The sequence below is a fragment of the Acinetobacter sp. DL27 genome, from assembly GCF_055810995.1.
Genome location: NZ_CM147947.1, coordinates 376313 through 401683 on the forward strand (window position 1 = coordinate 376313; position 25371 = coordinate 401683).

General features: G+C 41.4%; 19 protein-coding genes and 3 pseudogenes. 12 read left to right on the forward strand and 10 right to left on the reverse strand.

Going from position 1 to position 25371, the window contains the following annotated elements; genetic code table 11:
* The first annotated feature begins 74 nt into the window (after positions 1–74).
* On the forward strand, positions 75–581 hold the full coding sequence (locus tag AC0KVP_RS01715) for a hypothetical protein (RefSeq protein ID WP_473338501.1): 507 nt from the start codon (positions 75–77) through the stop codon (positions 579–581).
* Between the two features lie 158 nt (positions 582–739).
* Here the strand turns inward: AC0KVP_RS01715 and AC0KVP_RS01720 are convergent, their stop codons facing one another.
* Positions 740–1117 carry a hypothetical protein gene (locus tag AC0KVP_RS01720; protein ID WP_473338504.1) on the reverse strand — a complete coding sequence of 126 codons (378 nt, stop codon included), beginning with the start codon at positions 1115–1117 and terminating at the stop codon, positions 740–742.
* A 499-nt stretch (positions 1118–1616) separates the two neighbouring features.
* Between AC0KVP_RS01720 and hchA the strand changes: the two genes are divergently transcribed.
* On the forward strand, positions 1617–2486 hold the full coding sequence (hchA, locus tag AC0KVP_RS01725) for a glyoxalase III HchA (protein WP_473338506.1): 870 nt from the start codon (positions 1617–1619) through the stop codon (positions 2484–2486).
* A 124-nt stretch (positions 2487–2610) separates the two neighbouring features.
* Here hchA and AC0KVP_RS01730 read toward each other — a convergent pair whose 3' ends face one another.
* The 3 genes and pseudogenes from AC0KVP_RS01730 to AC0KVP_RS01740 all read right to left on the reverse strand — a co-directional run.
* A complete protein-coding gene (locus tag AC0KVP_RS01730; RefSeq protein WP_473338509.1) occupies positions 2611–3372 on the reverse strand; it encodes a substrate-binding domain-containing protein in 762 nt (253 codons plus the stop codon).
* A gap of 209 nt (positions 3373–3581) precedes the next feature.
* A pseudogene (locus tag AC0KVP_RS01735) lies at positions 3582–3926 on the reverse strand (acyl-CoA dehydrogenase C-terminal domain-containing protein); the annotation flags it as partial.
* Positions 3927–3979: 53 nt separating this feature from the next.
* Positions 3980–4783: pseudogene (locus AC0KVP_RS01740) on the reverse strand (IS5 family transposase); the annotation flags it as partial.
* Positions 4784–4834: 51 nt separating this feature from the next.
* Between AC0KVP_RS01740 and AC0KVP_RS01745 the strand changes: the two are divergent.
* Positions 4835–5860, forward strand: coding sequence for an IS30-like element ISAba125 family transposase (locus AC0KVP_RS01745; RefSeq protein WP_004994718.1), 1026 nt, complete (start codon positions 4835–4837; stop codon positions 5858–5860).
* 4 nt (positions 5861–5864) lie between these two features.
* Here AC0KVP_RS01745 and AC0KVP_RS01750 read toward each other — a convergent pair.
* Positions 5865–6002 (reverse strand): annotated as a pseudogene (locus AC0KVP_RS01750) (IS5/IS1182 family transposase); the annotation flags it as partial.
* Between the two features lie 465 nt (positions 6003–6467).
* Between AC0KVP_RS01750 and AC0KVP_RS01755 the strand changes: the two are divergent.
* The 4 genes from AC0KVP_RS01755 (at position 6468) to AC0KVP_RS01770 (ending at position 10020) form a co-directional block, all read left to right on the forward strand.
* Positions 6468–7400, forward strand: a complete 933-nt coding sequence (locus tag AC0KVP_RS01755; RefSeq protein ID WP_473336427.1) for an IS5 family transposase — start codon at positions 6468–6470, stop codon at positions 7398–7400.
* A 372-nt stretch (positions 7401–7772) separates the two neighbouring features.
* A complete protein-coding gene (locus AC0KVP_RS01760) occupies positions 7773–8150 on the forward strand; it encodes a hypothetical protein (protein ID WP_062032604.1) in 378 nt (125 codons plus the stop codon).
* Positions 8144–9331, forward strand: a complete 1188-nt coding sequence (locus tag AC0KVP_RS01765; protein ID WP_473338513.1) for a CsgG/HfaB family protein — start codon at positions 8144–8146, stop codon at positions 9329–9331. The genes AC0KVP_RS01760 and AC0KVP_RS01765 overlap by 7 nt, the downstream gene beginning before the upstream one ends.
* An 86-nt stretch (positions 9332–9417) precedes the next feature.
* Positions 9418–10020: a hypothetical protein gene (locus tag AC0KVP_RS01770; RefSeq protein WP_279677481.1), complete on the forward strand. Its 603-nt coding sequence runs from the start codon at positions 9418–9420 to the stop codon at positions 10018–10020.
* 122 nt (positions 10021–10142) lie between these two features.
* On the opposite strand, the gene AC0KVP_RS01775 is transcribed toward AC0KVP_RS01770, so the two are convergent.
* A complete protein-coding gene (locus tag AC0KVP_RS01775; protein ID WP_078389970.1) occupies positions 10143–11966 on the reverse strand; it encodes an acyl-CoA dehydrogenase C-terminal domain-containing protein in 1824 nt (607 codons plus the stop codon).
* A 231-nt stretch (positions 11967–12197) separates the two neighbouring features.
* Here AC0KVP_RS01775 and AC0KVP_RS01780 point away from each other — a divergent pair, with 231 nt between their 5' ends.
* Positions 12198–14615: a hypothetical protein gene (locus AC0KVP_RS01780; protein ID WP_473338516.1), complete on the forward strand. Its 2418-nt coding sequence runs from the start codon at positions 12198–12200 to the stop codon at positions 14613–14615.
* A gap of 42 nt (positions 14616–14657) precedes the next feature.
* Here AC0KVP_RS01780 and aroE read toward each other — a convergent pair whose 3' ends face one another.
* The 3 genes from aroE to hemF form a co-directional block, all read right to left on the reverse strand.
* Complete coding sequence (gene aroE / locus AC0KVP_RS01785) at positions 14658–15446, reverse strand: shikimate dehydrogenase (protein ID WP_473338518.1); 789 nt, start codon at positions 15444–15446, stop codon at positions 14658–14660.
* 91 nt (positions 15447–15537) lie between these two features.
* Positions 15538–15744 (reverse strand): hypothetical protein, encoded by a 207-nt coding sequence (locus AC0KVP_RS01790; RefSeq protein WP_086208984.1) that lies wholly within the window; start codon positions 15742–15744, stop codon positions 15538–15540.
* Positions 15745–16029: 285 nt separating this feature from the next.
* Entirely contained in the window at positions 16030–16971 is a 942-nt protein-coding gene (gene hemF, locus AC0KVP_RS01795; protein WP_062032571.1) for an oxygen-dependent coproporphyrinogen oxidase, read from the reverse strand.
* Between the two features lie 266 nt (positions 16972–17237).
* On the opposite strand from hemF, the gene hemN reads away from it, so the two are divergent.
* Positions 17238–18602 (forward strand): oxygen-independent coproporphyrinogen III oxidase, encoded by a 1365-nt coding sequence (gene hemN / locus AC0KVP_RS01800; protein WP_178895959.1) that lies wholly within the window; start codon positions 17238–17240, stop codon positions 18600–18602.
* A 60-nt stretch (positions 18603–18662) separates the two neighbouring features.
* On the opposite strand, the gene ribA is transcribed toward hemN, so the two are convergent.
* Positions 18663–19265 (reverse strand): GTP cyclohydrolase II, encoded by a 603-nt coding sequence (ribA, locus tag AC0KVP_RS01805; RefSeq protein ID WP_058870370.1) that lies wholly within the window; start codon positions 19263–19265, stop codon positions 18663–18665.
* Between the two features lie 305 nt (positions 19266–19570).
* On the opposite strand from ribA, the gene dxs reads away from it, so the two are divergent.
* From dxs to AC0KVP_RS01820, 3 genes are all read left to right on the forward strand, one after another.
* A complete protein-coding gene (gene dxs, locus AC0KVP_RS01810; RefSeq protein ID WP_178895960.1) occupies positions 19571–21472 on the forward strand; it encodes a 1-deoxy-D-xylulose-5-phosphate synthase in 1902 nt (633 codons plus the stop codon).
* Between the two features lie 116 nt (positions 21473–21588).
* Positions 21589–22419, forward strand: coding sequence for an inositol monophosphatase family protein (locus tag AC0KVP_RS01815; protein ID WP_004691373.1), 831 nt, complete (start codon positions 21589–21591; stop codon positions 22417–22419).
* Between the two features lie 752 nt (positions 22420–23171).
* On the forward strand, positions 23172–25109 hold the full coding sequence (locus AC0KVP_RS01820) for a DEAD/DEAH box helicase (protein ID WP_473338529.1): 1938 nt from the start codon (positions 23172–23174) through the stop codon (positions 25107–25109).
* The last annotated feature ends 262 nt before the right edge of the window (positions 25110–25371 follow it).

A 25371-nucleotide genomic window follows, 5' to 3' on the forward strand; every position in this document is an offset into this window, starting at 1 on the left:
TGGGGAACGAATATCACGGCCTTCAGTAAGAATCTTCATTTAATTAAAAAAACTGAGAATTTGGGTATTCAAGCATGGCAAGAGTTTATACAAAGATCGGCGATATTTTTTCTGTAGACTTAGAGCATGGCACGAAGAAATATTTTCAACTTATTGCTTATGATCAAACACAACTGAATAGTGATGTGATTAGGGCATTTAAAACTGAGTATCCATGTGGACCTCACCCTGACATATCGGATATTGTTCATGGTGAGGTCGAGTTTTATGCCCACTGTGTGACGAGATGGGGAGTAAAAATGGATCTGTGGACTAAAGTTGGCAAGAGTACGGAGCTTGGAGATATTTCTAAAATTCTATTTAGAGATTCAAGAGATTATGGTGCGAAAGTAGGAGAGGAAACAATAAAAATATCTCAAAACTGGTATGTATGGCACATCAATGATGATCAATTTACTTATGTTGGAGAGTTAGAGGGGGAAAACCGTAAAGCCGAAATAGGGGTGGTTGTGAACCCTTTTGATATAGTGAAACGTATAAAAACAGGGTATTACGATTTCGTATATCCACAATTTGAATAGATATTTTCTTTTAAGTTCACTTAAGTTTTAGCTCAAATATTGAACAATAAAAATTGCGATTCAATCCACCTTTTTACATAAAGACTCATTCAAAGCCCAATCTGTGATTAGTGTTTCATGCATCTATATCGTTTTGATTTAAAAAATGATTGAATGATTTAATCATCATAGATCAGATCATCTTCATGCACATTGATAAAGTCAGGTTGCGGATTTGTATCAAATTGAACCGCAGAAATGGACTCTTTGCCTAGAATTTTCGCTTTCCCCACTCTGTGCATACCATCCATTAATCGGCCTTGAGCACATAAAATGATGGGATAAGCTAAATCTGCCTCTTGAATGAGTTGCATATGCGCAATAATGTCTTGAGTGGTTGGGTGAGTATCTGGATACCAATAAGCTTCGTCTAATTCCTTGATGTCTGATAGCGGAACTTGTCTGACTTGAAAAGATTGAGTGAGTTCGACCAAGCGATCGACATCCCAAATATGGGTATCGTTTTCAACTTTTCTAAAATGATATTGCTTTCTCATCAGGATTAAACCCAGCTAAAATACACAAGAATTAAAACATAAAGTCTAAAAGAATACCTGCGTGTAAAATTAAGCGAGTTAATAATCACCAGACTTTAAATGGTCAGCCCTTTTTGATTCAGCCACTATGAATAGGGTTGATTCATTTGTACGAATTAGCTTACATCAATTCTCGCTTTTTTCGCCTATACGTCTGCATGTGATTTTTTTAATATAGAACCATAGAGAGCAGGATGCTCCAATAGAATAACAATAAAGATCAGCTCAAGGACGAAGGTACGACAGGAGTCTTACCTCAGCACTTAATACGAAAAACCCCGACAGGATGTCGGGGTTTTTTATTGTCCAAATTTTTATCTTGTCATACAGGCAAGCTTATATTTACATCTTAAAACAGAGCCACGTTGAAACTTTGTTATGCTGAATAAATGAGCTGTGGTACAGAACTCTAGGTTTCGTAAAACTGAAAATAACCAAGTAATAATAAAGGAGAATCAGCATGGCACAGACCAGCCAAGACCGTAATCCAAGCCCAGATTTAGCTGAAGATAATGCATTCTTTCCATCGCCTTATTCACTTTCCCAATACACCGCCAGTAAAACCGACTTCGATGGAACCGACTATCCAACACCCTATATTGGGCATAAAAAAGTTTTGATGGTCGCAAGTGATGAGCGTTATTTACTGATGAAAAATGGCAAGTTCTTCTCCACAGGCAACCACCCTGTAGAAACTTTACTACCTATGTATCATTTAGACCGTGCGGGCTTTGACATTGATATTGCGACGTTATCCGGCAATCCAGTTAAACTTGAAATGTGGGCGATGCCCCATGAAGATGCTGTCGTGCCTGCAACATTCCAAAAATACTTAGCTCAGTTTAAGAAACCCTTAAAACTGACAGATGTGCTGAAAAATAGTTTGGGTGATGACTCTCCCTATTTGGCCGTTCTTATTCCCGGTGGGCATGGTGCTTTAATTGGTCTACCTGACAGTGAAGACTTAAAAACCTTACTGAAGTGGGCGGTGGCAAAAGATAAATTTGTCATTTCTTTGTGTCATGGGCCAGCAGGTTTATTGGCAGCCGCGGTTAATGAAGCGCCTGAAAACTATATTTTTAAAGGCTATAAAATGTATGTGTTCCCCGATGCACTAGACCAAGGGGTAAACTTAGACATTGGTTATATGCCGGGGGAGTTACCGTGGTTGCTGGCAGATCGCTTAGAAAAGTTGGGTGTTGAAGTGGTCAATAAAGAGATGTCGGGACAGTGTATTCAAGACCGTAAGTTAATTACAGGAGATAGTCCTTTGGCATCGAATACCTTGGGTAAAATGGCAGCACAAGCGCTTTTAGCCGAGGTTCAGTAGTTATATTTTCTTCAATCAAGAGCGCCGTGGCGCTCTTTTTTATGTCTAATTTGCTTGTTAAAGGTTCGATTTTTTAAGCTTGGAAACTGATCTTGAATGTGGATCAAAGATTAAAATTAAGCACTCATTTGTTCCAACCAAACTGTTTAAAAATCGCATGGCCTTGAGCAGAACTTAAAAACGTAATAAAACTTTTCGCTTCAGGATTTTTTAAACTGTGCTGAGTCAGTGCAACACCTGCATCACGGTAAATCACCAGTTCAGGTTCGATCGGAATAATTTGCCCAATGTCTGGATTACTGACTCCCCAAATATTGAACACCAACCATGCATCATAACTGCTGTCTGTTTCCCATGCTTTTTTCGCTGCGCCTGTATTGGGTGCATACATGGCGATATTTTTACGGAAGGATTTTGTGAGCTGAATGTTGCCCGTTCTACCCGCAATATCTTCCCACATGCCGACTTGGCCTGCGCCATGCGTGACCAGAACTTTAGTGTTTGGTTTGCTTAGATCTTTAAATCCCTGAATGTGTTTGGGATTGGCTTTTCTGACTAAAATGGCAGCAGGGCGTAAGTAAATGGGTTCAATGGAGTTTTTAATGATTTTGTCGGCAAAAACGCTTTCTAAATCAGACATCATGGCTTCCGAACCGCTATAGATGACGTCGGCATCGAGTTTGGCTTTGTCGGCCCATTGTGAAGTAGGACCAGCGGTTACATGGACATCTATCCCTGTCTTATTTTTAAATTGTTTCGCTGCTTCATGCATCGCTGGTGCTGGCCCACCTGGACCATAAACATTGATTGCCGCAATAGTGTCCATTGATAAAAAGCCCAGCATGAGCGGAAAGATATAGTAGCTCAGCTTATACATTTTTAACATTGTTATTTCCTTTATTGATATTTGAACGCTGATCATATTTGTTTTTCTGATGTAATTGAATATTTATATTATTTTTTTTGTTAAATGATTTTTTAATATGTGAAAGAGAACAGCAGCAACTACGAAGTTGCAGGTTTATGGAAATATAAGGTCGAACAAGAAATAAAAAGAGCGCCTAGACGCTCTTTTTATCGGTCTGATACTGTTAATTAGTAGTCAAAGCTAAAGTGTTCAGGTGCTAAAGAAGTCATGGTTTTTGAAGGATTGACCATTGCTTCGGCATGACCTTGGGTACGTGGCAATAAACGTTCGAAATAGAAGTCTGCAACTTTAATTTTTGCTTTATAGAATTCAGCAGATTCTTTGTCATCACCAGAAGCCAATTTTTCTGAAGCCACAGCCGCTTGTTGCGCCCAGAAATACACCATCATCACATAGCCAGAGAACATTAAAAAATCGACAGAAGCTGAAGATACCACGTCACGGTCTTTACGAGCTGCAAGCATAATGCGAACGGTTAAGGCATTCCATTATGCGCAAAGCTTAGTTAAGTTCGGCTTTGTTGCACAAAGATTTAAAAATTAAGATTTCCCATATCTACTCAAATTTAAGTGGCAACTTGGGTGTGAGGTCGGCCTAACTCTGTGAATTTATTTAATACTGCTACACGTGCATGCATCTCATTGACTTGGCTTTGAAAGTTTCTCGAACTGAGTTTATCCCCCAATAATTTGATGCAATGCATCTTAGTTTCGACCAAACTTCGCCGATGATAGCCTGACCATTTTTTCCATAGTGTCCTGCCTAAACGTTTAACTGTTCGAAGTAATTCATTTCGCTCTAGCGAGCTGATCTTTGTATCTTTCCAAGGTTTCGCATTTTTTCTTGGCGGAATCACCGCATGCGCTTGCCGATCTGCAATGACCTGACGGCATTGCTTGGTGTCATAAGCTCCATCGGTATAAACAGAGTCAATCTGATCATCTTGTGGAATCTGATCGAGTAAATCACCAAGCACTTGTGAATCACTCACATTATTTGTAGTGAGTTGAATAGCGCGTATTTGAAGGGTTTCAGCATCTATACCAATATGAAGTTTACGCCATTGGCGACGATATTCAGGTTGGTGTTTCTTACGCTTCCATTCACCTTCGCCTAGAAACTTTAAGCCAGTAGAATCGACGAGTAGCTGGAGACCATTACTGCTTTTTTGATAGTTAATTGCAATATCAATATGCTTTTGTCTTCTGCAGATGGTGGAATAGTCTGGTGCTGTCCAATCTAATCTACAAAGATGAATGAGACTTTGCACAAAGCCAGTGACCATGCGTAAAGACAATCGAAATAGGGATTTGATCATCAGACAGCATTGGATGGCTGTATCTGAATAAGTTTGATTTCGACCATGGGCAGAGTAAAACTTGAAGTGCGACATAAACCACCTAATTAATTTAAAGGGTTTATGGAGTATATAAAATTGTCATACCATCATCTTAACTTTGAAGATCGTACTGCATTAATGCTTGAGTCAAGAAAAGAAGGCTTTTCAGCCAGAAAATTTGCTGAACTCATTAAAAGACATCCTAGTACGATCTATCGTGAGCTTAAAAGAAATAGCATCAATGACGTTTATCAAGCTCGATATGCTTCTGATAACACCTTCGCTAGACGTAGACGTGGTCACAGAAAACTCAAAATCGATTCAATCCTCTGGAAATTTATTGTTGAAGCGATCCGTTGTTTATGGTCTCCTCAGCAAATAGCAAAGCGTTTAAAGACATTTCCTGATTTGGATCAAACAATGAATGTAAGCCATACAACGATTTATTCAACGATACGAGCATTACCAAAGGGTGAGTTGAAAAAAGACTTATTATCCTGTCTGCGTCATGAAAATAAAAAGCGAAAAGCTAACGGTGAACCTAAAAAAGATTCTATATTACAGGATATTAAAACTATTCATGAGCGCCCAGCCGAAGTTCAAGAAAGAAAAATACCGGGTCATTGGGAAGCTGATTTAATTAAAGGTAAAGACAATAAAAGTTCGATAGCAACACTTATTGAACGAAATACACGGCTCTGTATCTTGGCAACATTACCTGATGCAAAGGCAGAATCAGTGCGCAAGGCTTTAACTGAAGCTCTGAAATATTTACCTGCAGAACTGCGTAAAACGTTGACCTATGACCGTGGACGCGAGATGTCAGAACATAAAATACTCGAAGAAGATTTAGGCATAGATGTATATTTCTGTGACCCACATTCACCTTGGCAAAAAGGCACATGCGAAAATATGAATGGTTTAATTAGGCAATATTTACCTAAAGGGATTGATTTAAATCAGGCAGATCAGCATTATTTAAATCAAGTTGCCATGTCACTGAATACTCGTCCTAGAAAGGCGTTAGATTGGCTTACACCATTAGAGAAATTTGCTCAGCTTGTTGATTATCATATGGCTTTTGAAACTGTCGCACCTCATGTTTGAATTCGCCATGTTTACCTTTGGGTTGAGCGTACCATTGAGTCTTGGGATCGAACCAAATTGAGAGATTTCCTCGATTTATTAATGCACTGTTATAAGAAGACCAATTGGTTGTACGATAGATTTTAGGTGTGGGCTTATTCATTTGCGAATTATATTGCCGAATAAGACTTTATCGGTAGGTTTGTGCAACAAAGCCGTATAAAATCCATCTATATAATTTTCATAATTATTAGGTATGTGAAATTTTAAAAAACAAAATCAATAATAATATTTTTTATTTAAACCATATCCACCAAAAACAAATAACCCCCTATTAAAATAAAAATATTCAATTCAATTAGAAAAATTCCATATAACCATTTTTTTGCATCACCACTTATATCATTAACTTACATCAAAAAAAACAACTAAAAAAACCTATTAAATTAATTCTAAAAAAACCATAAATCAAAAAAAATCTTTAAATATATTTAACACACACATATAAATTAAAATTTTATCTAAATAAAGATATGCATATAACAGCTAGATGTATTTTTTGTTGGAACTTAACGGCTTTGTTGCACAAACCTACCGATAAAGTCTTATTCGGCAATATAATTCGCAAATGAATAAGCCCACACCTAAAATCTATCGTACAACCAATTGGTCTTCTTATAACAGTGCATTAATAAATCGAGGAAATCTCTCAATTTGGTTCGATCCCAAGACTCAATGGTACGCTCAACCCAAAGGTAAACATGGTCGAAATCAAACTTATTCAGATACAGCCATCCAATGCTGTCTGATGATCAAATCCCTATTTCGATTGTCTTTACGCATGGTCACTGGCTTTGTGCAAAGTCTCATTCATCTTTGTAGATTAGATTGGACAGCACCAGACTATTCCACCATCTGCAGAAGACAAAAGCATATTGATATTGCAATTAACTATCAAAAAAGCAGTAATGGTCTCCAGCTACTCGTCGATTCTACTGGCTTAAAGTTTCTAGGCGAAGGTGAATGGAAGCGTAAGAAACACCAACCTGAATATCGTCGCCAATGGCGTAAACTTCATATTGGTATAGATGCTGAAACCCTTCAAATACGCGCTATTCAACTCACTACAAATAATGTGAGTGATTCACAAGTGCTTGGTGATTTACTCGATCAGATTCCACAAGATGATCAGATTGACTCTGTTTATACCGATGGAGCTTATGACACCAAGCAATGCCGTCAGGTCATTGCAGATCGGCAAGCGCATGCGGTGATTCCGCCAAGAAAAAATGCGAAACCTTGGAAAGATACAAAGATCAGCTCGCTAGAGCGAAATGAATTACTTCGAACAGTTAAACGTTTAGGCAGGACACTATGGAAAAAATGGTCAGGCTATCATCGGCGAAGTTTGGTCGAAACTAAGATGCATTGCATCAAATTATTGGGGGATAAACTCAGTTCGAGAAACTTTCAAAGCCAAGTCAATGAGATGCATGCACGTGTAGCAGTATTAAATAAATTCACAGAGTTAGGCCGACCTCACACCCAAGTTGCCACTTAAATTTGAGTAGATATGGGAAATCTTAATTTTTAAATCTTTGTGCAACAAAGCCGGATTGAGTTGAAGAAATAAATTTATGTGGAAGTGTGTTTTTTATAATTTATTTTAATGAATTGTTTTAACACTTCTTATTGGGGGGTATTTTGTTGATTGAAATATTTTTTTACAATTGAAAGTGTATACCAAGTTTCAGTCAATAAAAAATAAAACAATAAGATACTTTTAGTTTGTTTTTCTGTTGAGTCATTTGTTTTTTCTTGGTGGTTTATTAAATTTTTTTATGTGATTTAATGTTTTTAGATTAAATAAAAATTAAATTTTATTAAACCGAGAGTGTGGAAATAATATGGGTTAATAGGGATGGTTAAAGTCATGAGAATAGCAGCAATTAATATAGGATTATGTTTTCTGTGTTTTTTAAGTAATTCCTATGCAACGTCGGATGAATGGAGTACACGCTGGAAACCTTCTGCGAACCGTTCAACAGAACATTTAGTTCAGGCCAATTTAATTGAGCTCATGGATTCAGACTATTATGACGGGCTGGGAAAAACCACAATTTACAGTACATCAACCAGCTCCATTGGTACGGTAAACTCATCTACAAGTAACGTTAATGTTAATGGTGGAGACAACACCGTCGATATTTCTAGTGATGCCGTGAATGAGGCAGATGTTACGTCAACAACCAATCAAAATAATCAAGCCTGTCCTAATTTGAGCACCCAACCGGGAGCCTCACTATGCTGAATTTTCAAGTAAATAGAAGAGTCGTATCTTCGGTGAGTGTTGTGCTTGTGTTAAGTCAAGTTGTGACAGGTTGTACTGGATTAGCGTTGTCTAATAAGAAGCCTGTCACCTTAGTGCAAGGTCCCCCAATTACAGATATTTTTACCCCTTTTGATATGGCTCTGTCTTGTCTAAAAGGACAGTTACGTAATGATGTTAATTTCTCCGTAGGCGCAATCTTAGATCAAACGGGTAAAGATGTGGTCACCAACGGAGGCAGCGGTAAAATGGTCACCCAAGGTGCAGGGGATATGGTGCAATCGGCATTGTTCCAAGCAGGTGTGAGTCTATTAAACCGTCGTGATCCCCGCATTATTGAAAGTGAGGCGAAGTGGGGTATTCGTGATCCAAGAAATATTCATGCTTCAGATTATTACGTCACTGGCAGTATCAATAGTTTAGATTTCATTCCAGGTGGTGGTTTTGATATGCAAATAGGCGGTGTTGGGCCAACCTATAGTCAAACCCGAATTATGGTTGGGCTCGATTTATCTCTCACTGATACCCGTAGCAGTAGAGTGGTCGCAAACGTCTCCTTACAAAAGCAAATCGTTTCGCAAGATTATGGTATTAATGCGGGTCGATTTGCAGGGCATACCTTACTGAATATTCAAGTAGGCAAGGGTGAACGTGAAGCAACCAATTTTGCATTACGTCAGATGCTCAATTTGGCGACCTTTGAATTGTTAAGCCAAGTGATTCCACCCAATACATTTGAAAGTTGCCGTGCAGCCATTCCACCTGAATTTGGAACTCTAAATTTAACCCGCAGTTCGGTTGCACTCCACAAATATAAAGAAAGCCAACAGCAAAACTATAGTGCAGGTTCAGAGACAGACAAAGCGTTGCTTGATACTCATTCCAAAAGCAGTGCACCTCTGAATGAAAAAAATAAATTAACGGATACACCAAGTAAAGATACACGACCTCCAAAACAGCGGGAATCGGATTTGATCAAAGATCCTGATGCGGAACAGGAGATGAGTAAACAAGATTTGATTAAATATATTAGTAAAAAACAGGCCGTACCATCACAGCCTGTAGAGAAAGAAGATAAGAAAACAGATGAACCACCACAATTGCTTTGGGATGCAAATCCAGCGGTCACTGAAAATTATTGGTCAACAAGCAATCGTGATTAACCGAATTTCAAGAATAGGCTCGCTCCTATTACATAAAAAAATGAGTACTTAGCGAGGAGTACTTTAGAGTGAATAAGGAAATAATTATGAATAATACTATCAAAACAATCGCCTTATCTGTATCTGTAGCTTTCCTATCAAGTGCTGCACTGGCTGGGGGAGGACATCATGTACAGGTGAATACAGGTTTACAAGACACTCTTGATTTATTAGCGCAAAATGCAACAAATGGAAGTGCTTTGAATCTTGCCATTAATACTAACAGTATCGATGCAACTGTGAATACTGCTGGTGGAATCAATAGTTTGGGAGATATTGAAACCTCTGCAATTGGTGCCGTGAACACTGGTAACATCACGCTTGAACAAGGCAGTGTGTATCAAGTGAGTTCTGGGTCATTTGCTGGAGAGTTTGATGCTTCTTTGAATGCTTGGAACGATGTGGGTGGTCATTATCATCAACAACTCGATTCAGGTGTTGAAGCTGCTGTTAGTGGAGCTGTTGATACTGAATATTATCAAGAGTTGAATAGTACTTTGAGTAATTACGCAGCTGCAAACCTAGCATTTAACTCAGGTTCTGTTGATGCTTCTGTGAATACCAAAGGCTTTAAAAACACAATTGATACCATCAAAACCTCAGCGATTGGTGCGGCGAACACAGGCAGTATTACTGTCACTGTAAAGTAAAATCATCCAACAACTTAGACAAAAAATCTAACTATCTGCCGATAGTTAGATTTTTTATTTTTGATGATTGTCATTCTATTTTATAAGGTACATAAATAGGATGATGCATTCAGTTTTTTCGCTTAGTAATCAAAGCTAAAGTGTTCAGGTGCTAAAGAAGTCATGGTTTTTGAAGGATTGACCATTGCTTCAGCATGACCTTGGGTACGTGGTAATAAACGTTCGAAATAGAAGTCTGCAACTTTAATTTTTGCTTTATAGAATTCAGCAGATTCTTTGCCATCACCAGAAGCCAATTTTTCTGAAGCCACAGCTGCTTGTTGTGCCCAGAAATACGCCATCATCACATAGCCAGAGAACATCAAGAAATCGACAGAAGCTGAAGATACCACGTCACGGTCTTTACGAGCTGCAAGCATAATGCGAACAGTTAAGGCATTCCACTGTGCGCATACTTTGGTTAAGTCCCATGCAAAACGACGCATGTATTTGTTGCGTGCCTGTTGACCACAGAATTTTAAAATTTCAGTGGTGTAGTCGCGAATCACTTTACCTTTAGAGGTCAGAAGTACTTTACGACCAATTAAGTCAAGTGCTTGAACACCTGTAGTGCCTTCATACAATGTCGCAATACGTGCATCACGTGCAATTTGCTCCATGCCCCATTCTTTAATGTAGCCATGACCGCCATAGACTTGCATACCATGGTTTGCAGCTTCCAAGCCTAATTCTGTTAAGAAGCCTTTTAAAATTGGGGTATAGAATCCTAAGTGATCATCATGTGCTTCAAATGCAGCAGTATCGCCACGTTCAAGCGCATCTGCCATTTTGTCGGCAATTTGCGCTGCGTAATAAATCATTGAGCGACCGCCTTCAGCAATCGCTTTTTGTGTTAGCAACATACGGCGAACGTCAGCGTGATGAATAATAGCATCCGCCACTTTTTCAGGGTCTTTCTTGCCAGAAAGTGCACGCATCGACATACGTTCTTTGGCATATGGAAGTGCACCTTGGAAAGAAAGCTCAGCATGTGCAATACCTTGAATTGCTGTACCAATACGTGCAGTATTCATAAAGGTAAACATGGCATGTAAGCCTTTGTTTGGCTCACCAATCAAGTAACCGACAGCATTATCAAAGTTCAACACTGCGGTTGCAGAAGCACGAATCCCCATCTTATGTTCAATTGAACCACAAGTCACAGGGTTACGTTCACCAAGGCTACTGTCTGCATTGACCAAGAATTTAGGCACAATGAACAGTGAAATGCCTTTGGTGCCTGCAGGTGCATCTGGAAGACGAGCAAGTACGATGTGAATGATGTTTTCAGTTAAATCTTGCTCACCTGCAGAGATGAAGATTTTGGTGCCTGAGATGTTATAAGTGCCATCGGCATTTAATTCTGCTTTGGTCTTTACTTGGCCTAAGTCGGTGCCACACTGAGGTTCAGTTAAACACATGGTACCTGACCATGTACCTGCCACTAAGTTCGGCATATACAGATTTTTTTGTTCGTCTGTACCAAACTGTAAAATGGTGTTCATACAGCCGATGCTTAAACCTGGGTACATTTGGAAAGACCAGTTTGCGGTGCCCATCATTTCCGATTTAATCAGATTTAAAGATTGAGGCAGGTTCTGACCGCCAAATTCTTCAGGGAAAGACAAACCTTGCCAGCCACCTTGGACAAACTGGTCGTAAGCGTCTTTGAAGCCTTTTGGTGTTTTCACTTCACCATTGTCGAAGGTACAACCTTCTTCATCGCCCGATTGGTTTAAGGGAGATAAAATATTTTCACAAAAATCTGCTGCGCCTTCTAAGATCATATCTACCGTATCAGCGTCGGCAGCTTCACCATTCGATAGGGTTTGATAATGTGCAGGATAGTCCAGCACTTCATTCATTAAGAAGCGAATATCATGTAAGGGAGCTTTATATGCAGGCATGTGTGTAATCCTAATTTAGAAATAGTATTGGATTATTTAAATCGATCATTTCATTATTCATACATCGTATCAAAATACATTGATAGATCCGACTTGAGAAAATGTCAGAAAGGCGAATTGGTAGATAAAATCATCAATCTAAAAAGACAGTTCTGTTACACTGACTCGGTGGTCTTTTGATCATGTACTTTTTTAATAAACTATAATTAACTCAGGTTTTCAGCAAGTATTATGCGCTTAAAATATATAACACTTTGTTTATTGGGTTTGAGTATCAGTGGGTGTACTCAGCATGTCATTAAATCCAATGCCTCTTCAGATCAGCAGCTCGGGCAACAAGCCACGCATGGTCTTAATGCCATGTTTGAAAATGCCAGCTATGATTTTAAAGGTCAGTTCTCTATTCAATCTGACTTTAATTTTAATGAGTCCAAGCCAAATTCCAAGTCCAATGCTCAGTCAAATGGGACGAATTTAGATCCAGAGCTGAAAAAACAATTAGATCAGTTATTAAAAAATCAAAAGATTTCCTTTACCACCAAAGAAAAACAAGCCTTATATGATGCACTTGCGCGTGAACAAAATCCGTATGCATCGTTGTATGGCAGTGGAGAATCACGTTCTGCTAAGGTTCAAATCGCAGAGTCTTTGGTAAATTTACTCAATGACTTACAGTTTAGTTATCAAGGTTCTGTGCATTTCCGTCAAAAATTGGCAGCATTGACTTTGCAGTTAAGTTATCAAAAACCAACCCTACAAGTGCAAGCACAGTTGCCGATGGTGGTTGATTTTAATGATTATAAATTTTACACCAACTACTTTGCCTTTATGCCGTTTATGGTGAATCGTGAAAGTCAGGATCGCTTTGCCTATATCGACTTTTCTAAGCATAAAGAAGCATTCAGTAATATCGATTTTAAAAAGTTTGCTGAATATTTGAAGCAGATGAATGCACTGCCATATGCTTTGGCAGAGCCAAATCAGGTGCATAGTGTTGATTTAAGCAAGTCAGAAAAAGAAGCAGGGCTAAGCAAGAAAATTCGCTATATGGGTGACTTAGAAACAGCACAAGTACAATTGGGCTTATTTGAATACGTCAATAAACTGCACTATACCCAGCAGATACAAGCTTTTGATGCTGAGAGTCTGATTAAGGATGCTGCAAAAACACCAAGGGCCGCGGAAGATGCAATGCAGGCAGCGAAAGAAGCAGAGATTGCTGCAAGTAGCGCAAGTGAAGACCCGGCCTATGATTCACTCGAACGTGTCAGTCATTTGGTGAACCAAAAAATGCAGAACTTGAGTGGTTATGGGCAGAGCGATGAACAAGACATTGTTGTAGATGCCGCTGCCGATGCTACGGTTGATGCAGCAGCAGATGTGGCTTATGCGCAGGCCGCGACAGAAGATGCTGATGAGACAGCAACTGAAGTGTCTGCTTCTGCAGCACCAAATACGCTATCTGAAGAAGCTTGCGATGCGCTCATCAACAGCAAGAACATTCCTATTGGTAAAGTGACCACATGCCGTGATTATCAAGATATTGATGTACTTGCACCTAAAATAACCAATGAATCTGTAGATGAAGAGACTTTTGGACAAGCAGCGACCAATGTTTTGGAAGAGCTGAAACCACTCTTTAGTGCGTATCAAACAGAGCAACTGGTAGACGCACAAAGCTTTAAACAACTTTGGCAAAAACATCAGGCTGAAATTACACCAATCATGGCACAGCTGGGTAGTGAGCGTTCACCGTTTGTGATGGATGTTGGACTGGACCAAAAAGGTCGTGCGCAAAACATGGATTACAACATTGTGATTAGCGATGAGCAAATTGGTAAGCTGCAAATTAAGAGCACCAATCAGGTGTTTAATTATGGCAGTGCGACCGCCATTGACCGTCAAGCTTTAAGAAATGCCAAATCGATTGAGGAAGTGTCTAAAGGTTCATTGCTGGAAAATGTAGTGAAAGGCATGCTGGGCCCGTTAGGTGCAGATTCATCAAGTGTAGAGAGCGCATCATCAAGCACAACAGAATTACCTAAGGCTATTTCAGATTATTACCAGCAGGCAGCGCAGCAAAGTTATGCACGTCATCATTCTGAAGTCAAAGCCTACCAAGCGGTATTTGCTTTGATGTTTGCCGCACAGCGTCCAGAGTATATTCGTTACTATAGCTCAGCGACCATCAATGAAATTTCAGAAGTGTATGCCTATGAGTTCATGGATGTTGCAGAGCCGAAGGGTGCAGCACTTAAACGTCTGACTCAGTTACGTCAAAAACATGCTTTACAACACAAACAAGACTTTGATGAGCTGGGTGAAAGTATCGCCAATATTGTTAATGATGCGTTGGAAAATGTACAAGAAAATCAGCATTGGAAGGATTTGGCGAAGAAATACAAAACCAAGCAAGCGGTCTTTGCTCAGGTCTATCAAGAAAAATTTACCGATACCTATGAGATTGACCAAGAGCAGAGCGCATATTTGACTCAGTCTGCACAAGTCTTTGCTAAAGCATTTGCAGATGACTTAAAAGGTCAATTGACAGAAAAATCGTTGCAAGGTTTGAAGCTTGAACATGACGACTTCTTTAGCGATTCGACCTATTACGAGACCTATAAAGCCGTACAGAAACACATGAACTAATCTGAAAAAAGAACCTCTGCAGAGGTTCTTTTTTATTTGTGCTTATAAAAAGTCTCTGAGGTTGGGTTTGATGCCATTCCAAATCGAAAAAGATTCAATTGCCTGACCAACCAGCATGCCGTAGCCTTCTGAGGTAGGTACGCCGCGAGCTTTGGCTTGATCCAAAAAAGTTGAGGGTTTGCCATAGGCCATTTCATAAGCATGTTGAAAGTGCAAATCTTCAGGCAGAATGAGGGCATCGCCACTTAGGCTGGCAGAGGTTGCGTTAATCACCAAATCAAATTGCCCTTCGAGTGCATCTAAGCCGATGGCTTGTAATTCAGCTTGCGGTACAGCTGTTTTTAAGTCACTCACCAGTTGCTCTGCACGGGCAAGGGTACGATTGGCAATCACAATTTTTTTCACCCCTGCTTGTACCAGTGGGTAAATGACGCCGCGAGTTGCACCACCTGCACCGATGATTAACACATCAGCCTGGTCTAAACTCCAGTCCAACGCACGAATGGCATCGACTAAGCCTTGTCCGTCGGTGTTGTCTCCATGCAGTTGACCATCGACCATCCACAGCGTATTGACTGCTTTCGCAATTTTAGCGCGTTCAGTGAGGACTGCGCAGGCGGCAAAGGCTTGTTCTTTAAATGGAACTGTGACGTTTAGACCTATGCCACCGTGGGCGAAGAATTCTTGAATGTTGGCGAGGAAGCCATCGAATGGCGCAAGACGTTTACTATAGTTGAGGTCGAGCCCCATTTTTTGTGCAAACGCATGGTGAAGTTCAGGTGAGCGAGACTGCTCAATCGGGTTGCCAATGACAGCGAATTGTTTGCTCATCGCACCAAGTCCATGTGAGAAATGCCGTTCAATATACGGCAAATTAGACTCAGGCTAAAGCGTTAGACTATTTTTTCTGAAGCAGAAGGGCTTATGGATTACAGATGTTGTGAATCGTATCAAACAATAGCTTTGCCGCTGTCAGGGTTAAGCCGATACCTGCAAATACAGTGATGCTGATGGAAGCATTGTCATTGAATGCACTTTCAGAAAAAATGGTGGTACTGATCGAGCTTAGCAACACAATAGCAAAGCAGAAAAGAACCATGGTGGTAGAGCTAACTCTTTTTGCGAACATGTTTGGGGCCTCATAGAACACAAAGGAGGATATTAAACATTGATGTCATTAAAATGAATGTATTGAAAATTACTTAATTTAGTTTACGGTTTTTGCGAACTTAAAAGAACCCAATTACTGTTTTAAACCTGTGACAATGTTTTAATAAATGCAAAGAAATGACGCTTTGTGTAGTGGTCATTCTACGGGGAATTGATCGGGAAATATATAAAATTTAATGTATAAGCTGCCCTAATCTGGTGAAAAGGGCATACGTGGGGGATTTAGAATTGTAAGTCTATGTGTCTATTTGAGCAGCTTGAGCCAATCTTGTGGTTTGAGGTAATAATCGGTGAGTTTTTTCTCAGCGGAATCAAGCTCCCATTCAGTTCGATATGACCAACCCGCCAAATTTGGCAAGCTCACTAAAATCGATTCAATCCGGCCACCTGTTTGTAAACCAAAGAGCGTGCCGCGGTCATAAACCAAGTTATATTCAACATAACGACCACGACGATAGATTTGAAAGTCGCGCTGTGCCTCGCTATAAGGCTTGTCTTGGTTACGTTGGAAGATTGGAAGAATGGCGTTGAGGTAGCCATTGCCCACAGCTTGGATATATTGGAAACAGGTTTCAAAGTCCCATTGATTGAGATCATCAAAGAATAATCCACCGACACCACGTTGTTCGTCACGGTGTTTTAAATAGAAGTAGTCATCACACCATTGTTTATGTTCGGCATAGACTTCAGCGCCAAAGGGCGCACATAAGTCATGCGCTGTCTGATGCCATGACAGTACATCTTCATCGTTGGGATAAAATGGAGTGAGATCGAAGCCCCCTCCAAACCACCAAATTGGATCTTGACCTTCTTTTTCAGCCACGAATAAGCGCACATTTGCATGTGAAGTCGGGACATTTGGATTTTTCGGATGGATCACTAAAGAAACACCCATGGCCTGTGCTTTGGCGCCTGCAATTTGCGGATGGCGTTCAGTCGCTGAAGCAGGGAGTTTAGATATGTTGATGTGTGAGAACATCACTCCACCTTTTTCAATCACCGTACCATTTTGCAGTACGCGTGAGCGACCCCCACCGCCTTCAGGACGCTCCCAATCATCTATTCCAAACTGCGCAGTCCCGCCACCTGCACGTTCTTGTTGTTCAAGTGCGGCACAAATACGAGCTTGTAAGTCGAGGAGAAATTCGCGAACACGTTGGATATCCGCAGACGTTGGGTGCTGCATGAAAAGCCTCATGGAAAAAGATGAAAACTGCCTACATCAAAACATAAAACAGCAAAAAGATTAAGAATATTTTCCGAAGAGTCCTACTGCAGCATTCGATGTTGTGAAGCAATTCAAAAATGAAATGCTGCCATTCGAAAATAACCTGACCAATTCGCTAGGTTGAATTCTGATTCTAAGCTCAGCAGAATAACCAAAGTACAGACCCGAGTTTGGCGATGCAGAATAGGCTGCATCTTCTGAATGCGGAAGAACTGATGGTAAATATGCGCGATTCATTGATTCAAAAATACAATGTTCCTGGTCCACGTTATACCAGTTATCCAACGGTGCCGTATTGGGAAGAGGCGCAGTTTTCTTTAGAGCAATGGAAACAGACGCTGAAAACATCGTTTGCTGAATCGAATTCAACTGAAGGCATAAGTTTGTATATTCATCTGCCTTTTTGCGAAAGTCTCTGTACTTTTTGTGGCTGCCACAAACGCGTGACCAAAAAGCATGAGATGGAGCAGCCCTATATTCAGGCGGTTTTAAAGGAATGGTCTCTTTATTGTGAATGGCTTGAAGAAAAGCCGCGCATTAAAGAAATTCATTTGGGTGGAGGAACGCCCACTTTCTTTGCTCCAGCACATTTAACTCAGTTAATTGAAGGCATCCTTGCGCATGCAGAGATTGCCGAGCAGTATGAGTTTAGCTTTGAAGGGCATCCGAACAACACCACACGGGAGCATTTGCAAGCCTTGTATGACTTGGGTTTTCGCCGTGTTAGTTATGGGGTACAGGATTATAATGAAACCGTACAAAAAGCCATTCATCGGATACAGCCTTTTGAACATGTTGCGCAGGTGACGCAGTGGGCACGTGAAATAGGCTATAGCTCAATTTCACATGATTTGGTCTTTGGTCTGCCTTTTCAAAACTTGGATGATGTGCTCAACACCATTGATCAAACCAATCGTTTACGCCCAGACCGTCTGGCCTTTTATAGTTATGCGCATGTGCCTTGGATCAAAGGCAACGGGCAACGTGGGTTTAAAGACCATGATGTGCCGAAAGATGAAATAAAACGGCAGTGCTATGAAGAAGGGAAAAAGAAGCTGCTTGCGCAGGGGTATCATGAAATTGGTATGGATCATTTTGCTTTAGAAAGTGATGCGATGTACCAATCATTTCAGGCAGGCACTCTGCATCGCAATTTTATGGGCTACACCGCATCAAAAACCCAAGTGATGATAGGTTTAGGTATTTCATCCATCAGCGATAGCTGGTATAGCTTTGCGCAAAATGAAAAAAAACTCGAAGATTATTATGTGCGACTCGAAAACAATGAACTTCCCGTCTATCGCGGGCATATTTTGAGTGCTGAAGATTTGCTAATTCGTCGCCACATTTTAAATTTGATGTGTAGCTTTCAGACGTCGTGGGCAGATTCAGATATGCAATTTCTGGAATTGGCTGAGGTCTTGGGACAACTGGAAGAAATGCAGGACGATGGTTTATTGGAAATTAGACCACACAGTATACGGGTGACTGAGCAGGGCAAAGCCTTTGTCCGCAATATTTGTATGGCGTTTGATTTGCATTTAAAACGCCGTCGACCTGAGAGTCGTATTTTCTCCATGACCATCTAATCTGATTGAAGTGCTCTAAGCCAGCCTTTTTCAAGCAGGCTTAGAGTAAGTTTTTAAATTTTAAAAATCATCTTTCTTGTACAAGTGTGCCATGCGTTCATGTTTGGTTTTTAAATATTCTTCATTGAAAGGATTTAAACCGACCGTCAAAGGCACACGATCCACCACATTGATCCCTTGTTCTTGCAGTGCTGCAATCTTCAATGGATTGTTAGTAATCAAACGGACTTGTTGAATATTTAAATGATCTAACATAATACTGACCATGTCATAACGACGTGCATCGGCAGGGAGGTTGAGCATTAGGTTGGCATCGACTGTGTCATGCCCTTGGTCTTGTAGCGCATAAGCACGAATTTTATTGGTCAGCCCAATGCCACGACCTTCTTGGCGCAAATACAGAATCACGCCTTGCCCAGCTTCATTGATCAGTTTTTGCGTGGCTTGCAATTGTGGACCACAGTCACATTTCAAGGAAGCAAAGGCATCGCCCGTGAGACATTCGGAATGAACACGGACTAAAACGGGTTCTGTGATCGGCTGATCCAAACCTTTTGAGAGTGCAACATGTTCTTCACCGGTCTTAGGATCTTGAAATACGGTGATGTTAAATTCACCAAAAGCAGTCGGTAAACGGGATGTAGCAACAAATTCAATAGGCACAGCTAAACCTGTAAATAGTTCAGAAATTGGCTAAAGTATAGCGTAATGCATCGACATTGGTAGAATTGCATCCATGAATTTATGCAGAAGATTTTCTTTTTTGTATAAAGCGAACGATAATAGTTGATAAATAGTAAGATTATTCAGGATAATCACCTGCACTAAACGAACACCCAGTGAGAGCACTGCTCAAAACTGCATCGCTAGAAATATGGCTGATTGAAGGTGATAGCATTCGACGATATGATCGAATTACCCATTTGACCTAGCTAGATTTGCCAGGCTTTAGAAGGCTTTGCCATATTATGTTGTATACAGAAATACCAGCTCATCGCCCTGTAACACCGTTGTTGGATACGATTGATCATCCTCAACAACTTCGCTCGCTTGAGCAAAGTCAATTAGCACAAGTGGCAGACGAGCTACGTCAATTTATTCTGTATGCCGCAGGACAAAGTGGGGGACACTTTGGTGCAAACCTCGGTGTAGTCGAGCTCACCGTGGCATTACATTATTGCTTCAACACGCCGAATGACCGCTTAATTTGGGATGTCGGTCATCAAGCTTATCCGCATAAAGCCTTGACGGGCCGCCGTGAACAGCTCACGACTATTCGTGCTAAAGATGGTTTGGCTGCCTTTCCTGCGCGTGATGAATCGGTGTTTGATACCTTTGGAGTCGGACATTCTTCGACTGCGATTTCAGCAGGTCTAGGTATGGCGCTGGCACGTCGTTATCAAAACAATCCATGTGAAGTGGTCGCGATCATTGGTGATGGGGCGATGACAGCAGGTATGGCCTTTGAAGCCATGAACGATGCAGTCGCGCATGATGCGGACCTGATGGTGGTGCTGAATGACAACGATATGTCGATTTCATGCAGCACAGGTGGTTTTGCTAAACATTTGGCTTCGATTTGGGAAAGTGGTCAGTCCATTAATATTTCGGCGGATGGCGAAGCTTATGTACAGCCACATCCTGAATGGATCTATAACTCACGCTTACATAGCGCAGCGACAGATGCGGCTGACAACGTCTTTAAAGCGATTGGTTTTGATTACTTTGGGCCTTTTGATGGGCACGATGTTGAGCAGTTGACACAAGTCTTTACCGCATTGAAAAAACGTAAAGGGCCACGTTTAATTCATGTTTATACCAAAAAAGGCAAAGGTTTTGCACCTGCTGAAGCTGACCAAATCAAATATCACGCGATTACAAAAATAAATGCCAAGTCTGCTCCGCAAACGGCGCCCAAATATTCAGATGTCTTTGGTCAATGGTTATGTGATGAAGCCGCACAAGATGAGCGTTTACTGGCGATTACCCCTGCCATGTGCGAAGGCTCAGGTATGGTGGGTTTTGCCAAACAGTATCCACAGCGCTTTTTTGATGTCGCGATTGCAGAACAGCATGCGGTGACTTTGGCGGCGGGCATGGCATGTGAAGGCTTAAAACCTGTGGTGGCCATTTACTCGACCTTCTTGCAGCGCGGCTATGATCAATTGATTCATGATGTGGCTCTGCAAAATCTCGATGTCACTTTTGGTATCGACCGTGCAGGCTTAGTGGGGGAAGATGGCCCGACTCATGCTGGGGCCTATGACTATGCCTTTATGCGCACCGTACCGAATTTGGTGATTATGGCGCCTAAAGACGAAAATGAATGTCGTCAAATGTTGCATACCGCTTATTTATATAATGGTCCTGCTGCAGTGCGTTACCCGCGTGGCAATGGCTTGGGGGTTGAGATTCAACAACAGATGACCCCGATCGAAATTGGTCAGGCTGAAATTGTAGCGAGCTTGAATGATGCCCAAGACGACGTTATTAGCATTCTTGCCTTTGGGAGTCGTGTTCAGGCCGCAGTAGAGGCAGCACAGGCATTGGCTGAGCAAGATTTAGCGGTTCGTGTGGTGAATATGCGCTTTGTTAAACCGCTTGATGAAAAGATGATAGCGACTTTAGCACCATCAACGGCTTTATTTGTTACGGTTGAAGAACATGCGGTAATGGCGGGTGCGGGCAGTGCAGTCAATGAATATTTGGCACAAGCTCAAATCGTGAAACCGATGTTAAATCTCGGTTTAGCGGATACCTTCATGCATCAAGCCACACATGCGCAAATGTTGCATCAGGCAGGACTAGATGCAGAAGGCATTGAAAGCTCGGTGCGCCAAGCGTGGTTAAAACTTGTACATATGGTTTAAGCACCGTTTTTAAATTTTAGAAACATTTTTTCCCTAAAAGCCCCGATCTTTGATAAGATGCGCGGGCTTTTATGCATTATTCTTTATCAATATCTTCAAATTGTAGTGGGTGTTCAATGGAACCTATGGTGGTGATGGCTGCGCGTGCGGCTCAATTAGTCGGTCAAGAGCTTTTAAAAGCGCATCAAAATCGTCATAAGCTCGATCTACAAGTCGAAGAAAAAGGAATTGATGGTCCTGTAACGCGTGTAGACCGTTACTTGGAACAATTGGCTATCGATACCCTACGTAAAAGCTATAAAAATCACAGCTTCCTTGGTGAAGAGTTTGGTTTTCAAGAAGGTAAAGGTCACGACGCAGATTGGTGTTGGATCATCGACCCACTTGATGGCACTTTAAACTTCATTAATGGCGTTCCTCACTTCTGTATCTCTATTGCAGTTCAACATAAAGGCATTACTCAACACGGCGTAATTTACGACCCTGTGAAAGATGAGTTGTTCTCTGCAAGTCGTGGTCGTGGTGCCATGATGAACCAACGTCGTATTCGTGTAAATGTGAAAGACAGTCTTGAAAATACATTCATGTCTGTGGGTCATGCTTACCGTGCAAAACGTAATGGCGAAGTGATTTCTTATGCAAAAAATCATTTTGATTCGTTGTTAAATGTGACTGAAGCTGGCGCGCAATACCGTCGTACAGGTTCAGCCGCATTAGATTTGGCGTACGTGGCAGCGGGTCGTTTCGATGCGTATTTTGAACTCGGCTTAAAGCCTTGGGATATCGCAGCTGGTGAGTTGATCGTGAAAGAAGCGGGCGGCACAGTGGTTGATGCACGTGGTGGTAGCGAATCTATGGAAAATGGCCAAGTACTGGCATGTTCTATGAAAATGTTGAAACCTCTGATGAAAGCAGTTGTACCTGCTTGGGGTGAAGCAGCTAAGTAATAGTATGCAGATCGTGTTTAAGACATTGAAAAAGCCCTCATAAGAGGGCTTTTTCTTTGATGAGGATGAAAAAAAGTAAAGACCTTTGTGGTGATTTACTTTATGGCTTTGACTTCTATTCAATTGTAAAACATAGGCTGTGCCAGATTCTGATCAACTCTGAATGCAGATCACGCTATACAGAAATAAAGTGGGTTAAAATTAGCCAGCGTATAGACACCTATTTAAGCTTGCTGTGTGTAATGTTCATTACAGGTCAGATAGCATGTCAAATCACGGCAGCATTAGAGCAAGAGCTAGTACAATTAATGGCGTTTTACGGCTGATAGTTGAGGGGGAGAAAGAAGAAAGCTATTCAATATTTTTCTAGATGGTCAAAAAAAATAAAGTGAAAACCTGCATTTATTCAATCTTTGAGGAAAATATTGTATCAATTTCACGAAAAGAGGTGACTTTTAAAAATATCCTGCTATACTCCGCCCACGCACTAAATTTCGTTCATTACCTGAACATTCTCTTCTATCATTGTGTATGCGCGTCCGGTCCAAAGAGAGGACATTATTTCGCGCCCCACCCAATCGCTTAAGCGATTCCTTCAGGTTGCGGCTGTAATCAAATGTGCGTTATACGCATCGTCGTTCTCGGATCGCCGCTGATTCTATATTTTCAGCGATTATTGCTGTGCCGCTTTTTGCCGATGTCCATCAGACCATATATTTAATGGAGCACCCATTTTTCGGGTGAAATACTCTATGAGCAAAACTTTTGCTGATTTTCCTTTACATGAATCGTTACAACAAGCTTTACAAAGCTTAGGTTTTACTTCTCCTACGCCTGTACAGGAACAATCGATTCCTGCAGCTTTAGAAGGTAAAGACCTTTTAGTATCTAGCCAAACAGGTTCAGGTAAAACTGCTGCGTTCTTACTTCCAACGTTAAACGCACTTGCAGCCCAAGAGACTTTCGTTCCGTTCAAAGAACGTATGAAAGCAATTACACAACCGAATATCTTGGTTCTTTGCCCAACTCGTGAGTTGGCGCAGCAAGTAAGCCAAGACGCGATTGGTTTTGTCCGTCACATGAAAGGTGCACGTATTGCAGCAATCATGGGTGGTATGCCTTTTGGTAAACAAATCCAACAGTTAAAAGGTGCGCAAGTTGTTGTTGCAACACCAGGTCGTTTACTTGACCTTGTAAACCGTCGTCAAATTAAATTAGACCAAGTTGATGCGCTTATTGTTGACGAAGCAGACCGTATGCTTGATCTGGGTTTCTCTGAAGACTTAGAAGCAATTAGCGATCTTGCTGCGAACCGTAAGCAAACCTTAATGTTCTCTGCAACATTTGCTGGTCGTATCATTACACTTGCTGAACGCATGATGAATGATCCACAACGTATTGCAATCGAAACTGGTCACTCTACGAATACTGACATCACTCAGACTTTACACTGGACTGATGGCTTTGAGCACAAGAAAAAATTACTAACGCATTGGTTAAGTGCTGAAGATCTTGATCAAGCTGTTGTATTCGCTTCTACTCAAGAAGATACCGATATGTTGGCTGAAGAACTTGCTGAAGCAGGTTTATCAGTTGTAGCACTTCATGGTGCTATGCCACAAACTGTGCGTAACCGTCGTTTACGTAGCATCCGTGAAGGTCGTGCAAAAATTTTAGTTGCAACCGACGTTGCTGCACGTGGTCTTGACGTACCAACTATTTCACACGTAATCAACTTCGGTCTTCCAATGAAGAACGAAGACTATGTACACCGTATTGGTCGTACAGGTCGTGCGGGTCGTACTGGTAAAGCAATCACTTTAGCAACTTACCGTGAACGCGGTAAAATCCGTGCTTTAGAAGATTTCTTAGATGCACGTTTGAATGTATCTGAAATTGAAGGTCTTGAGCCATCTCCACCTCCTGCACGCGGTAGTCGTGATGGCGGCGGTCGTGGTCGTGATGGTCGTGGTCGTGATGGTCGTGGTCGTGATGGCGGCGGTCGTGGTCGCGGTGGTTTCGGTGGTCGCGATGGCGGCGGTCGTGCTCGTTTCGAAGGTGAGTCTAACTTTAAACGTCGTGAAGGTGGTGATGACCGTCCACGTCGTAGCTACGATGACAAACCTCGTGGTGATCGTCCATCATTTGGTGGTGAAGATCGTCCACGTCGTGAGTTTAATAATGATCGTCCACGTCGTGAAGGCGGTTTCGGTGATCGTCCACAACGTTCTTTTGATGACCGTCCAAAACGTGATTTTGGTGATCGTCCAGCGCCACGTCGTGAAGGCGGTTTCGGTGATCGTCCGCAACGTTCTTTTGATGATCGTCCAAAGCGTGAATTCAACTCTGATCGTCCACGTCGCGAAGGCGGTTTCAACGATAAGCCACGTTTTGACTCGAATGATGACAACCGCGGTAACCGTGTAGACTACAAACCACGTCGTGAAGGTTCTTTTGGTGACCGTCCAAAACGTGATTTTGGTGATCGTCCAGCGCCACGTCGTGAAGGTGGTTTTGGTGACCGTCCACAACGTTCTTTTGGTGATGACCGTCCAAAACGTACTTTCGGTGGTGAAGACCGTCCTAAGCGTACTTTTGGTGGCGAAGACCGTCCGAAGCGTGAATTTAATTCAGATCGTCCACGTACTGAAGGTGGTTTTGACCGCCCACGTCGTAAGTTTAACGACTAAGTCTGAATGAATAAAAAAACCAGTGGAAACACTGGTTTTTTTTTGTCTACGGCTGTAAAAAAATAAATTAAAATGTATACTGAGTCATATTTTAATTGTATTGATAATAATGATGCACAATAATGAGGTTGAATCAATCGCCACACTCTCTGACGTGAAAGAGGTCAATATGGCACATTATCTCGGACTCTTTTTGCTGATTTGCAACATTCTTTTCTTTGTCTATAGTCGTTATGGATGAAGCAATTCATCTTATGTAACT

Excerpts from the sequence above, each read along its gene's own strand:
- AC0KVP_RS01715 (WP_473338501.1), top strand. The coding sequence starts at position 75 with ATGGCAAGAGTTTATACAAAGATCGGCGATATTTTTTCTGTAGACTTA.
- AC0KVP_RS01720 (WP_473338504.1), bottom strand. The coding sequence starts at position 1,117 with ATGAGAAAGCAATATCATTTTAGAAAAGTTGAAAACGATACCCATATT.
- hchA (WP_473338506.1), top strand. The coding sequence starts at position 1,617 with ATGGCACAGACCAGCCAAGACCGTAATCCAAGCCCAGATTTAGCTGAA.
- AC0KVP_RS01730 (WP_473338509.1), bottom strand. The coding sequence starts at position 3,372 with ATGTTAAAAATGTATAAGCTGAGCTACTATATCTTTCCGCTCATGCTG.
- AC0KVP_RS01745 (WP_004994718.1), top strand. The coding sequence starts at position 4,835 with ATGGAGTATATAAAATTGTCATACCATCATCTTAACTTTGAAGATCGT.
- AC0KVP_RS01755 (WP_473336427.1), top strand. The coding sequence starts at position 6,468 with ATGAATAAGCCCACACCTAAAATCTATCGTACAACCAATTGGTCTTCT.
- AC0KVP_RS01760 (WP_062032604.1), top strand. The coding sequence starts at position 7,773 with ATGAGAATAGCAGCAATTAATATAGGATTATGTTTTCTGTGTTTTTTA.
- AC0KVP_RS01765 (WP_473338513.1), top strand. The coding sequence starts at position 8,144 with ATGCTGAATTTTCAAGTAAATAGAAGAGTCGTATCTTCGGTGAGTGTT.
- AC0KVP_RS01770 (WP_279677481.1), top strand. The coding sequence starts at position 9,418 with ATGAATAATACTATCAAAACAATCGCCTTATCTGTATCTGTAGCTTTC.
- AC0KVP_RS01775 (WP_078389970.1), bottom strand. The coding sequence starts at position 11,966 with ATGCCTGCATATAAAGCTCCCTTACATGATATTCGCTTCTTAATGAAT.
- AC0KVP_RS01780 (WP_473338516.1), top strand. The coding sequence starts at position 12,198 with ATGCGCTTAAAATATATAACACTTTGTTTATTGGGTTTGAGTATCAGT.
- aroE (WP_473338518.1), bottom strand. The coding sequence starts at position 15,446 with ATGAGCAAACAATTCGCTGTCATTGGCAACCCGATTGAGCAGTCTCGC.
- AC0KVP_RS01790 (WP_086208984.1), bottom strand. The coding sequence starts at position 15,744 with ATGTTCGCAAAAAGAGTTAGCTCTACCACCATGGTTCTTTTCTGCTTT.
- hemF (WP_062032571.1), bottom strand. The coding sequence starts at position 16,971 with ATGCAGCACCCAACGTCTGCGGATATCCAACGTGTTCGCGAATTTCTC.
- hemN (WP_178895959.1), top strand. The coding sequence starts at position 17,238 with ATGCGCGATTCATTGATTCAAAAATACAATGTTCCTGGTCCACGTTAT.
- dxs (WP_178895960.1), top strand. The coding sequence starts at position 19,571 with ATGTTGTATACAGAAATACCAGCTCATCGCCCTGTAACACCGTTGTTG.
- AC0KVP_RS01815 (WP_004691373.1), top strand. The coding sequence starts at position 21,589 with ATGGAACCTATGGTGGTGATGGCTGCGCGTGCGGCTCAATTAGTCGGT.
- AC0KVP_RS01820 (WP_473338529.1), top strand. The coding sequence starts at position 23,172 with ATGAGCAAAACTTTTGCTGATTTTCCTTTACATGAATCGTTACAACAA.